Genomic DNA, 11870 nt, shown 5'->3' with positions numbered 1-11870 from the left:
ACTGAGAATGTCGCGGCGCACATGATGGGGAATGGCGATCGGCAAAGAGCATGCGGCTGGCACATGGGCATGGGTTTAGTCTCGCCGCGCGTCTATGATGGCTGTTTCCACATGTGCCGAGCGCCACGCCATGCTGCGACGATTGACGGTGTTTTCCCTGGGTTGCGTTCCGCTGGTGGCAATGGCGGTGCCTGTGTCTTTGAGCCATCGGCAGGTGACGCGGATCGATGCGGGTGTGCGTGCCATCATGCAGCGCACCGGTACGCCCAGCGCGGTGATCGAGATCGCCCAGCACGGACAGGTGCTGTATCGGCATGCCTATGGCCTGCGTGACCGCCGGAAACAGCGGCCGGCTACCGTGGACAGCTATTACGAGATCGGATCGATCACCAAGCAGTTCACCGCTGCGGCCGTGCTGCAATTGCAGGAGGCCGGCAAGCTGCATCTGGACGACAAGCTGTCGGACTACCTGCCGAATGCGCCGCACGCCAGCGAAGTCACGCTGAGACAACTGCTTTCCCACACCAGCGGTCTGCCCGATTATCTGGATGCGATCGACAAGGCCGGGGCCATCGGCAAACGCGCCAGCTTCGATACGTTGATGTCCTATGTCGCCGGCAAGCCGCTGGACTTTGCCCCGGGCAGCCACTGGTCCTATACCAACACCGGTTACGCGATGGCGGGGCGCGTCATCGAGGTGGTATCGCATGAGTCCTATCGCCATTACGTGCAAACGCACCTGCTCGATCGCGCTGGCATGACGCACACCTATACCGTGGCCGACGAGGGCACACTGCCAAACATGGCCATTGGCTACCAGCGCAAGGACGGGCGCATCGTTCCGGCGCCGACCATCGCCGATTCGGTCGGCTGGGCGGCCGGCTTCCTGGTGTCGACCGTTGGCGATCTGGAGAAATGGAACGTCGCCCTGCGTGGCGGCCGCATCGTCACACCCGCCGACTACGCCTTGATGAGCCGCTCGGTACGTGTCGGGCAGGGCGATGCCGGCTATGGCCTGGGTCTGTTCGTTGGCAAGCTCGACGGTCAGCCACGTATCGGCCACACGGGTGGCTCGCTGGGCTTCACCACCGCCAGCGAGTACTTCCCCCGGCAGGCCCTGCTGGTGATCGCCTTCACCAACTTTGTGGACAATCCGGAGCCTGGCGAAACCATCACTACGGCGATCTTCGAGGATTTGGACCCGACGATTGCCGCCGCTGCGATGCGGCCGGCCAAAGGTGAAAACGCAGCGATCACCCGCAAGCTCAAGGCCTTTTTCCCGCACATGCAGGCCGGCGACACGAACTCGCCCCTGCTTGCGGCCAGGCTCGGCAAGAAAATGAAGATGGGCCTGGCCAAACGGCTGGCGGGAGAATTCAAAGGCTACGGGCAGCCCACGGCCTTCATCTACAAGGGCGAGCACATGCAGGCGGGCATGACCTTCCACGACTACGTCATCCGCTTTGGCCCAGGCAGCCTGCTCAAGTTCGGTATCGCCCTGGACCGGGATGGAAAAATCACCGCTCTCCTGCAGGGATGAAGCTGGCCTAGCGCCGCTTCGTGAGGGGCGCTGGCAAGTGTCTGCGGTCACTTCTGTTCGATTCGGCGCACGCGCGCCCGAAGCCATGGCGCACGTTACTTGAGTAGGTGCGCGCTGCATGGACTCGGCGTCGGTTCGCGCCAGGCGTGCTGTCGACATGAAACTGGATGCACGGCGAGGGTGCAGCCTGCCTCCGTGCGGCGTATAACCCCTAATCACCGGCGCCGCCGGCAGCTTTGTTCACTCAATCGAGCGAAAGGAGTCTGACATGCCTCTGCTTGAAGCCGATGAGAACGATGTGAAGCGCCAATTGCTGTCCATGTTCATGGACACCATCGAAACATTCAGGGCGATATCCCAGCATGCCGAGCTGTACTTCGGCGAGCACTCGGAGCAGCTGAGTCGCGCCATCGATGAATACATCCGGGACTTCATCGAACAGCCCGACGGCGAGGAACGCATCCATCCGGAAGTGCTGATCTTCCGCACCGATCGCGTTGCCCTGCAAAGTACCGGTTTCTATGGTGCGCAGCTTGCCGTGAAGGAACGCCAGGTAACCCAGGCCAATCGGGGACTGCGGGAAGTGATCAGCGGGGGTGTCCGGTCCGTGTTCCGGCGGCCATTCAAGAAATGGGTCGGCATCATCAACAACTTCCTTGGCAGCCTCGGCATCACCGGCATCGGCTCGGCCTTGAAGGAAATCAAGGATTGCCTGCGCGACGAACTGCCGGACGATTGATTGAGCCTGGATGGTTCGCGGAAGTTCGTCCCGATGAAGTAGGTGTTTGTCCGGTTCGCGCGCATCAGTGCATATTTGATTGCGAGGTAGTTGACGGCGCAAGTTTCTTGATCGATGATTGCGTTCTCAAACATCTATCAAGCATGTCATGTCTACGCCCGTCGAACTTGTTATCCAACTCACCACCTTGCAGACCCGGATGCAAAAGCGCCTGAGCGGGGCGCTGTCCGCGCACGGCCTCAGCTTTACCGAGTATCTGGTTCTCCGGCAGCTGGCCGCAGCTGCCGATCACCGCCTGCGCCGCATTGATCTGGCCGAGCATGTCGGCCTGAGCGCCTCAGGGGTCACCCGGCTGCTGAATCCGATGGAAAAGACCGGCCTGGTTCGAAAGGAAGAAAACGCCCGTGATGCGCGGGTCAGCCTGGTGGCCTTGTCCAAGGCCGGGCAGCGCCTGTACCAGGATGCCGATGTCGCCGTCGCACATGCCGCCCAGGCTCTGTTCTCGGGGCTTTCAGAAGACCATGTCCAAAGCCTTTCAGGTGTGTTGAAGACACTGCGGATACCGTAGCCGCCCGGCCGCCGCCATCGACACCGTCGCGCCCCAGGAAGTACGCCATGCAAGCAACGTATGTCGAACCCAGCCAGGCCTCCGGCGCCGCCTTGTTCCGACGTGACATCCGCGGGCCGTTGCTGATGCTGAACTTGCTTCGCCTGCGCCGACCACGCCGAGCTTTCCGACGCCACGCTGTCGATCATGGGCGATGCCATCTACCGGGACGTGGCCGCGCTGCGCGAGATCGTCGACGACTGTCTGATGCAAGAGCATCCGACGTATCAGTAGCTGGAGTAGGGCGGAGGGCAGCGTGAGTGATGCCCCTCGCTATTTTTGGTGGAATGCAAAAGGTATGTGCCGGTGATTAGAGTCCATTATCGGGGGTAGATCAAAGTGTCCCCGGACTCTAGACCGCCCCGCTAATCAAAGCGAGCGGATGGCGGTCAGCGCGACCATGACTGTCAGGTCTGCTGACGTCTAATGCGACTGGCGTCAGCCTTCAGCATCGCTGGTGCCTGGAGCGTCTGCGGGCATCAGCGATGCTGCACTGGCATGTCTTCGCAGATCAGACCAGCGCTCGCGCCAGGAACGCGAGCATCAGCCACCCGGACCTAGACGGATCGTGCAGCGACCTGGGCTAGGGGGCATGGGGAAACCTGACACTCTTTCCTCTTTTTTTGCGCCTTTAGTCGAACGGGAACTGTAAATCCAGATCGATTGATTGGTTGTGCTTCGATGCGCTGTCGAACTGGCTTTGGTACTCGATGCGGAAGCTCGTTCCCCGTGTGGTCTGCGTTTCCAAGCCGAGCCCGAGGATGGTGTGATCGTGTGACTGGCTTCCGGGTTGTACACGGTACACCGGCCCGACCGGCAGGTCCGCATAACGCAGCAGTGCACTGCTGTTGCCCTGGAAATCATGTCGGTACTCGATTCGCAGCATCGGTGCGAGGATGCCGAAATTGCGCTTGAAGGAGCGGCGCAGCCGCACGCCTGCCGTGCCCGTGGTGGTGTCCACGTCCTGCCGCTCGTAATGTAGCGCGTACAGGTCGTCGCCGGTCTCGGTGTAGGCATCCAGGGTGCCGGACGCCACGTCGAGGCGACCGTAGGGGGATACCTGCAATCCGTCGTGGCCGGCATACTCGTAACCCAACGTCAGGGCGCCAAAGGCCTGCTTGCCGTCGCGGCGGCCTTGCACGAGGTTGCCATCGGCGGTGACGTAGCGGCGTGCGTCGAACGATAACCACTGGTAGCCGGTCAGGGCATCCAGGTATATCGCCTCGCCGGGCTGATAGCTGGCGTACAAAGCCACACTGTACGCATCGCCCTTGCTGCGGCTGCCCTGATGACCGACGTCGCTGGAATCGTGGCCGTAGCCGACACCGGCACCGAACACGAATGAGGACCACAACCGTTTGTCCGCGCCCAAGCTGATACCCGAGGTGTTGAAGTCGATGCCGTCGACGCTGGCACCTGGCTTCTGCGCACCAAAGTTCATCGCACCGTCGATCCAGAAATGCATAGCGTTCGGGTCGTAGGCGCCACCGGATTCCACCGGCGTCTCGTCGGCATTGGCCGGCTGCACGAGATAGCGCCGCTGCAGATCCGACATGGGCCGCAGTCCGGAATAGGTCAGCCGGGGCTCGTTGAGCATGCGGCTGCTGGCGGACGTGAAGCTCAGGCTGTTGCTGAAGCGGTCGAGGTGACCGGCGTCGTGCAGAGCTTCCAGACGGCGATTAAAGTTGTCCATCTGGCCGCGTGCGAAGCGGCGGGTGGATTCGGTCTGCGCGTTGAGTAGGCCCAGCACCTCGCTATCCTTGCTCGGATCGGGGCGCGTAGTCACGTGGATGGTGACCGTCGCCCGCGCTGAAGTCGCGTAGGCGTTCTTCAGTGTGTAGACCACCGCAACCGTACCCGCATAGGTGCTAGAAGAGGTGAATTGCAGCTGGTAGCCGCCATCGACCCTGGTGATTCTTCCGCTGCCTGCCGTGCTGGGCGAGATCGAGACTAGGTTCGCACTCTTGAAGGGCCCGCCGCTGGCCTTGTCGGTGAGGTTTACTGTGACCTCAGCGCCGGCCATGGCATCGGCACTGAGGTCGACCGCCTGCGGCAGCGGATTGATGTGCACCGAAACAGTCGCCGGCTTCGACGTGCCGTAGGCATTGCTCAGCGTGTAGGTGAACGTGTGTGCGCCGGACGCCGAGGCTGGCGCGGCGTAGGTGATCTTGGTGCCGGACACGGTGGCCGTGCCCGTGTCCGGAGCGCTCGCGACAGCGGCGGTGGTGTAGGGCCCGCCGGTCGCGCCCGCGGTGGCGTCGATGTCCACCGACTTGCCGCCCAGCACCGTGACCGACTGGTTCTTCGCGGTCGGCACGGCCAGCGCGGCCACCGTCACCGTCACCGTGGCCGGTGTCGAGGTGCCACCCGGTCCGGTAGCGGTATAGGTGAACGTATCGGTGCCGAAGAAGGTATCGGTCGGCGTGTACTTCACGGACAGGCCGTTGACCGTGGCCGTGCCGTGCGACGGCCCCCCGCTCAGGGCGATGCTGCTGATGTCGCCGGTGTCATTGTCGGTGACCGCAATGGTGACCGTCTGCTTGGACGAGGTGGAGGCCTTGTCGTCATGCGCCGTCGGCGGATTGGCCGAGACCGACAGCGTGTAGGCCTTGTCACTCGTGTAGGGACCGCTGCCGGTACTGCTGTCGGTCGCCGTGATCGTGAAATTGAAGGATCCGTTCACCGTCGGCGTGCCGCTCAATGCACCGCTGCTGGACAGGCTGAGGCCTGACGGCAATGCGCCCGAGGCCAGCGCGTAGGTATAGGGTGCCGTACCGCCGCTTGCCGCAAGCGACTGGCTGTAGGCTGTTCCCTGTTGTCCTGCGGGCAGGGTGGCTGGCGTCACGGTGATGGTCGGGGTCGACACTGACGTCGTATAGGTACGGGCGCCCGTGTACGGACCGCCGGCCCCGCTGCTGTCGGTGGCGGTGACGGTGAAGGTGAACGAGCCGCCCGAGGTCGGCGTGCCGCTCAGGGCCCCGCTGCTGGACAGGCTTAGGCCCGTCGGCAACGTGCCCGACGTCACCGCATAGGTATACGGACCGGCACCTCCGCTGGCGCTAAATGTCTGGCTGTAGGCCGCTCCCACGGCCGGCGCTGGCAACGTGGCGGGTGTCACCGTGATCGTCGGTGACGCGACGGTCAGCGCGTACGCCTGGCCCCCAGTGTAGGGGCCCGTGCCCGAGCTGCTGTCGGTCGCTGTCACCGTGAAATTGAAGGTGCCAGAGGTCGTCGGGGTACCGCTCAGGGCACCGTTCGCCGACAGGCTCAGGCCTGCCGGCAAGGTGCCGGCCGTCACCGCGTAGCTATACGGTGAGGTGCCGCCGCTGGCGCTCAGGTTCTGGCTGTACGCACTGCCTCGCTGTGCGCTGGGCAGAGAGGTCGGCGACACGGTGACCGTCGAAGCATTCACGACCAGCGTGTAGGAGACCGATTTCGTCGCCGGCGAACCCGTGCCGGTGCTGCTGTCGGTCGCGGTGACCTGGAAGGTGAACGAACCGCCTGCAGTCGGCGTGCCGCTGAGAAGGCCGGAGGCCGACAAGGTCATGCCCGCCGGCAGCGCGCCCGAAGTCACTGCATAGGTGTACGGCGCGATGCCGCCGCTGGCGGTGATCGGCTGACTGTAGGCGCCACCCACGCTTGCGCTCGGCAGCGAACTGGGCGTCACGTTCATCGACGCCGCACTGATGCTCAGCGTGAACGCCTGGTTGACGGTGAACGGCGCGTTCTTGCCGCTGCTTGGATCGGTACCGGTACTCGAATCGGTGCCGCTGACCCCAAGCGTGAACGTACCGCTGGCGGTGGGCGTGCCCGCGATCGTGATGCTGGTGTTATTGAAACCAGTGACGCTCAAACCGGCCGGAATGCCGGTGATGCTATAGCCCGAATACGGCGCCTTGCCACCGCTGAAGGTGAAAGTCTGCGTGAACGGCTGGCCCACCTGGGCCGTCAGCGACGTGCCGCCGCTCGAACTCGTGATCGCGAGCGTCGGACCGGAGACGGTGATGCTGACGGTGGCCGGCGTCGTGGAAGTGCCGGCCGAGTTGGTCCCGGTATACGTGAACGAATCGGTGCCGGTATAACCGGAGATCGGGGTATAGGTGATGGTCGTGCCGCTGGCCGTCGCGGTGCCGTGGCTGGCTGGCGAGACGATGGCCACCGAAGTCGGGGTGCCCCCTGAGAAGCTGGTCGGCACGACATTCGAGGAGCTGCCATAAGGCACCGTGTCCGAGACCGGGTTGGCGACTGGCACGATTGACTGGACATCGAGCGTGTAGGAGCCGGAGACCGAGAACGGCGATCCCGTTCCCGTCGAGCTGTCGGTCGCGGTCACGCTGAAGTTGAACGTCCCGGCCTGCGTCGGCGTGCCGCTCAGCTGCCCCCCGCCACTCAGCGAGAGGCCGTTGGGCAGCGTGCCGCCGGTCACCTGGTAGGTGTACCCGGGCGTGCCGCCGCTGGCGGTGAACTGCTGGCTGTAACTGCTGTTCTGCGTCGCCGCGGCCAGGGTCGTCCCCGAAGCGGGGGAAATCGTCAGCGTCGGATCCGACACGCTCACCGTGTACGACTGCGAGCCCGAGAACGGCGCGCCTGTGCCCGTGCTCTGATCGGTGGCATAGACCGTGAAGCTAGCGGAACTGGTCGCCGCCGTCGGAGTACCGGACAGCAGGCCGCTGCTGGATAGGCTGAGACCGCTCGGCACCGTGCCTGTCGCCGTGAACGTGTAGCCGCTGCCTTGCGTGCCGCCGGAGGCGGTGAATTGCTGGCTGTAGGGCACGCCGACCTGCGGATTGGCGATCGCTCCGGACGCGGGGTCGACCGTGACGGTCGGCGCATCCACGGTCATGGTGACGGTCTGGCTGCCCGTCGCGTTGTTGGCATCGGTCGCGGTCACGGTGTAGTTGAACGAACCGGCTTCGGTGGGCGTACCGGTCAGCGTGCCGTTGCTGCTCAGGGTGAGCCCGGCGGGCAGGCTGCCCGCCGTGATGGCGTACGTGTACGGACCCGTTCCACCGCTGGCGGTGAACGCCTGGCTGTACGCCACGCCTACCGTACCGTCGGGAGCTGTGCTCGGGGTGATGCTGATGCTGACCGGCGCGGGATTGATGGTGACGTTCACGGTGACGATATAGCCCGTACCGTCATCGAACGTGAACGTATCCGACGTGGCGCCATCGCCATTGTTGGCATAGTAGATCTGTACGTTGCCGCTGCCCGCAAAATTGTTGTGCGTGACCGTGCCATGAGCCGTAGTGACCGGATCGCTCATGGTGATGCCGAAGGGCGCACAGTCGTTGTGATCGGCCGTGAGATCGATGGTGTAGGTCGCCCCCGAGTCCACGGTGATGTTGATCGGAGATTGGGCCGAACAGTTGGCAAGCGCCGTTCCCGACCACATCGTTGCAGCGAAAAGCACCAGCAACGCGCTGAAAATACGCATGCAACCGGACACGCGGCTGCGCTTCTTGCGCAGACGTGCCATATCGGTCATCGACCAAAACATAGCCCACTCCCTGGCGCCCCGGCGTCGACTCGCCCCGTGCACGGATCCATTCGAGTGATCAGGCACGCCATCTTTCCCCATTAGCAAAGCTGATCCTTTGATCCAGCGGATCCGCTTCCCCCTTCTTCACAATCAATTACAACAGTTATTCCCTGCGCTAGGAAGCACGGTGCCAACATGGGAGCGACAAACTGAGGCCAGACTGGCCTTTTTCAGCGCGTACCATCGAGATGGTCCCACAGACTGCACTGATGCAGGACGATCTTGCATTCGGTTAGCCGGCCCAGCGGTTGTATAACTGGCCCGACGGACCACGGTAGGCCAAGTGCGCCATGCTGTATCAGGCCACCGATAAGCAGACCTCCAAGGACACGCCAATTGGATGGATGGCGGTGCTCTCGGGCTTCAACTATTTTGATGATTACAGTTGCGTCGAGCAGGAAATCGCTCAGGCAGGCCGCATCGCCACCGGTGGGGCCGTCGTAGAATGCACCATGTCAGGCGTGGAAACCGGGGAGCTGCCAACGGGCACCGATTGTGCGGCACTGGCGTTGACTATCGACAGCTTCCTCATGGGCTTGGCGACCCAGAGCGGCGATGGCGCAGCCGCCAACACTCTGCATAAGGAGGCTGAGTTGCTTATGGGACTTTGGGGACTTGGCGCCCCGAGCGCCGAGTCCTTCCTATTGACCCAATCCAACGAGTTTCCTGATGAAAAGTGCGATCCTGCGCTGCCTGGTCACGGGCGTGATATCTGCCCGGCTCCTAGATATCTGGGTATAGATCGTGCGATTGGTCACCGGTATAGCGCCTAAGAAGTCTCGGTTTGCAGGTCCAAGATGCGATGGTCGCAAGTTAAGCACGGTCAGCACGACGCTGCACTTGCTCGAACCGTTCCACCGCATGCAACGCACGGTTGGCGGAATCGGCGGCACCAACGTCTGGTTAGTGCGGAGACCTCAGCGTAAATCTGATAGCTCTTCAATGACGGGAGCACGCCATGAAATGTCGCGCCTTGCTGGTAACCACTCTTCTTTTTCTTCCCCTGCTTACCCACGCCGCTCCGCCGAAGGATCATGCTGCTATCCGGAAGGTGATCCAGCAGTTCAGCACGGCCATCGTTCAGAAGGACAAACAAGGCTTTCTCACGTTGTTCGCTCAGCCGCCGATCCTGTGGCGTACGGTATTGGGAGACACCATGCTGAAGAAGATCCGGCAACGCCATGCCGGGGCCGACAAAGCACCCTTCAACCCGCGGCACAACTACCGTCAGTTCATCGATTTCGTAAGCGGGCACAAAGGTCCGGTCAAGGAAACCTTCCGCAACATTCGCATCGACAGCGACGGCGACGTGGCCTCGGTCAACTTCGACTACACCTTCCGTATGGACCGGCGTGAAACCAATCGCGGGCAGGAGTCATGGCAACTGCTACATACCGATGCTGGCTGGCGCATTGTATCCGTGGTCTGGTCCACGCATCTTCCGCCGGGGCACTGAGCCTGACCGCAACCGTTCGAGCCACCGAGCCCGGTAGTGGGTGGCATGATGGCGTTTTCGCATCGAACCGGAATGCTGCGTTTGAGTGCTTCCTTTTCCAGATCAACACATACGCTTCGTAGCTTGCCGGCATTTTCCCTGCCGCTGCTGGCAGGGCTGCCCATCGGATTGTGCCTGATCGTGATGGATCTGCCGGCGCTCGGGCAGCGGCACGCGCTGCCGGTTCGTGCCGTTCTGCTGCTGGCGTTTATGGCGTGGACGGTACCGGCCACGGCGCTGCAGCGTGCGCTCTGGAAGCGCCGCGTGCGGACTTGGATGACCGCGCTGGTCATGCTGGCGGTCACCTATGCGATGTCGGTCGGCAACAACTTATTGATACTTGGCCTGTTCCGCGCCAGTGGCTGGGGGCTGCCGCCGAGCTTTCATTGGGCCTCGTTGTTCCGGGGTCTGGAAAGCTGTTGGCTGGCACTGATTGCCTTCTGTGCCGCGCATGCGGTGATCACCTATGCTTTCGAATTGCGCCAGGAGCAAGCCGAGCGCCTGCAGGCCCACGCGCTCGCACGCGATGCCGAGTTGCGTGCGCTGCGCTATCAGCTGCAACCGCATTTCCTGTTCAATACGCTCAACGCTATCTCCTCGCTGGTCAACGCGCATCGCCCGAGCGAGGCCAGCCACATGATCACCTGTCTCGGAGATTTCCTACGCGCGACGCTGGACGCCCCTGCGCAGCATGAGGTCGTGCTGGCCGATGAAATCGTGCTCACGGAAACCTTCCTGGATATCGAGAAGGCCCGTCTTGGCGACCGCCTGATTCTGCACTGGTGCGTTGGCCCTAACGTGTTGCACGCGTTGGTTCCCTGCCTACTAATGCAACCGTTGGTTGAAAACGCCATTCGTCACGGCATAGCCCGGCGCCAACGGCCGGGCCACCTAACGGTCGAAGTGAAGCAAGCACATGACCGCCTGCGAATGCGGGTGCATAACGACACGGCTGGAATGGCTCCACCGTCGAGCACGATGGGATGGGATCGCGACGATAATGTCGGTCTCGGTAACGTGCGCGAACGTCTGGCGCACCTGTATCCTGGTACACACCGGTTTGATGCCGGTCCATGCGCCGATGGCGGCTATGAAGTGCGCCTGAGCCTGCCTCTGCGCCTAGCCAGCAGCAGGGGGGAATACGCATGATGCGCGTTGCGGTGGTCGACGACGAACCGTTGGCGCGCCGCGGCGTGATCACGCGCCTGCAAGCGCATGCAGATACCATGCTTTGCGGCGAATACGCAGATGGCACCGCAGCCCTCAACGGATTGCGCGACAAGGTGGTGGACGTAGTATTTCTGGACGTGCAGATGCCTGATATGAATGGGCTCGACGTGCTCGCCATGCTTGCACCGGAGCGACGTCCGAAAGCTATTTTGCTTACAGCCCATGATTGTTTCGCCGTACGCGCCTTCGAGCTTGATGCTGTCGACTACCTGCTCAAGCCCGTCGACGATGTGCGTTTCGACGAGGCACTACAGCGCACGCGCACAGCCTTGCGTATGCCTTCAGCGTCCGCTGAGGATGTCGACGGCATAGTCGCAATACGAAGGCTCTCCACGAAAATTGGCCGCCGAACCTGCTTCATCGATACCGACGACGTCGAATGGATTGCGGCGGACGGTGATTACGCCCTGCTGCACGTTGGCGCACGCAGCTATCCCGTGCGCGAATCATTGAACCGGCTGAGCCATCTGCTTGACCCGCAACGCTTCGTGCGCGTGCATCGTTCGGCCATCGTGCGTGTCGACTGCATCCGTGAAATGCAGCCGCTGACCAATCGGGACGCGATACTGCTTTTGCGCGAAGGGACCCCCGTGCGTGTCAGCCGTACCTACATCGACGATTTGCTGGCCCGCTTGCACCACAACCGCGGCTGAGGCAGAACGTGTAGCGCAGACCGTACTGGGTTCACTCCGACCCTGACCTGCGAGATGCAGATAC

8 protein-coding genes are annotated in these 11870 nt (G+C 62.6%); 7 read left to right on the top strand and 1 reads right to left on the bottom strand.

Features of this window, described 5'->3' with window-relative positions:
* Positions 1–130 precede the first annotated feature (130 nt).
* The 3 genes from HBF24_RS10360 to HBF24_RS10350 all read left to right on the top strand — a co-directional run bounded on the left by HBF24_RS10360 (position 131) and on the right by HBF24_RS10350 (position 2847).
* Entirely contained in the window at positions 131–1540 is a 1410-nt protein-coding gene (locus tag HBF24_RS10360) for a serine hydrolase domain-containing protein (RefSeq protein ID WP_167172581.1), read from the top strand.
* Between the two features lie 268 nt (positions 1541–1808).
* Positions 1809–2279, top strand: a complete 471-nt coding sequence (locus HBF24_RS10355) for a hypothetical protein (protein ID WP_167172579.1) — start codon at positions 1809–1811, stop codon at positions 2277–2279.
* A gap of 148 nt (positions 2280–2427) precedes the next feature.
* A complete protein-coding gene (locus HBF24_RS10350; protein WP_167172577.1) occupies positions 2428–2847 on the top strand; it encodes a MarR family transcriptional regulator in 420 nt (139 codons plus the stop codon).
* 670 nt (positions 2848–3517) lie between these two features.
* Here HBF24_RS10350 and HBF24_RS10345 read toward each other — a convergent pair.
* On the bottom strand, positions 3518–8386 hold the full coding sequence (locus HBF24_RS10345; protein ID WP_167172575.1) for a putative Ig domain-containing protein: 4869 nt from the start codon (positions 8384–8386) through the stop codon (positions 3518–3520).
* 332 nt (positions 8387–8718) lie between these two features.
* On the opposite strand from HBF24_RS10345, the gene HBF24_RS10340 reads away from it, so the two are divergent.
* The 4 genes from HBF24_RS10340 (at position 8719) to HBF24_RS10325 (ending at position 11806) form a co-directional block, all read left to right on the top strand.
* Complete coding sequence (locus tag HBF24_RS10340; protein ID WP_167172573.1) at positions 8719–9201, top strand: hypothetical protein; 483 nt, start codon at positions 8719–8721, stop codon at positions 9199–9201.
* 185 nt (positions 9202–9386) lie between these two features.
* Positions 9387–9884 carry a DUF4440 domain-containing protein gene (locus tag HBF24_RS10335; RefSeq protein WP_167172572.1) on the top strand — a complete coding sequence of 166 codons (498 nt, stop codon included), beginning with the start codon at positions 9387–9389 and terminating at the stop codon, positions 9882–9884.
* 45 nt (positions 9885–9929) lie between these two features.
* Entirely contained in the window at positions 9930–11072 is a 1143-nt protein-coding gene (locus tag HBF24_RS10330; protein WP_167172570.1) for a histidine kinase, read from the top strand.
* Positions 11069–11806 (top strand): LytTR family DNA-binding domain-containing protein, encoded by a 738-nt coding sequence (locus tag HBF24_RS10325; RefSeq protein WP_167172568.1) that lies wholly within the window; start codon positions 11069–11071, stop codon positions 11804–11806. The genes HBF24_RS10330 and HBF24_RS10325 overlap by 4 nt, the downstream gene beginning before the upstream one ends.
* Positions 11807–11870 lie beyond the last annotated feature (64 nt).

It is taken from the genome of Oleiagrimonas sp. C23AA, from assembly GCF_011759385.1.
In the GTDB taxonomy this organism is placed as follows: Bacteria; Pseudomonadota; Gammaproteobacteria; order Xanthomonadales; family Rhodanobacteraceae; genus Oleiagrimonas.
Note: the sequence above shows the minus strand (reverse complement) of the source record. Positions and strands in the feature narration are given on the sequence as shown.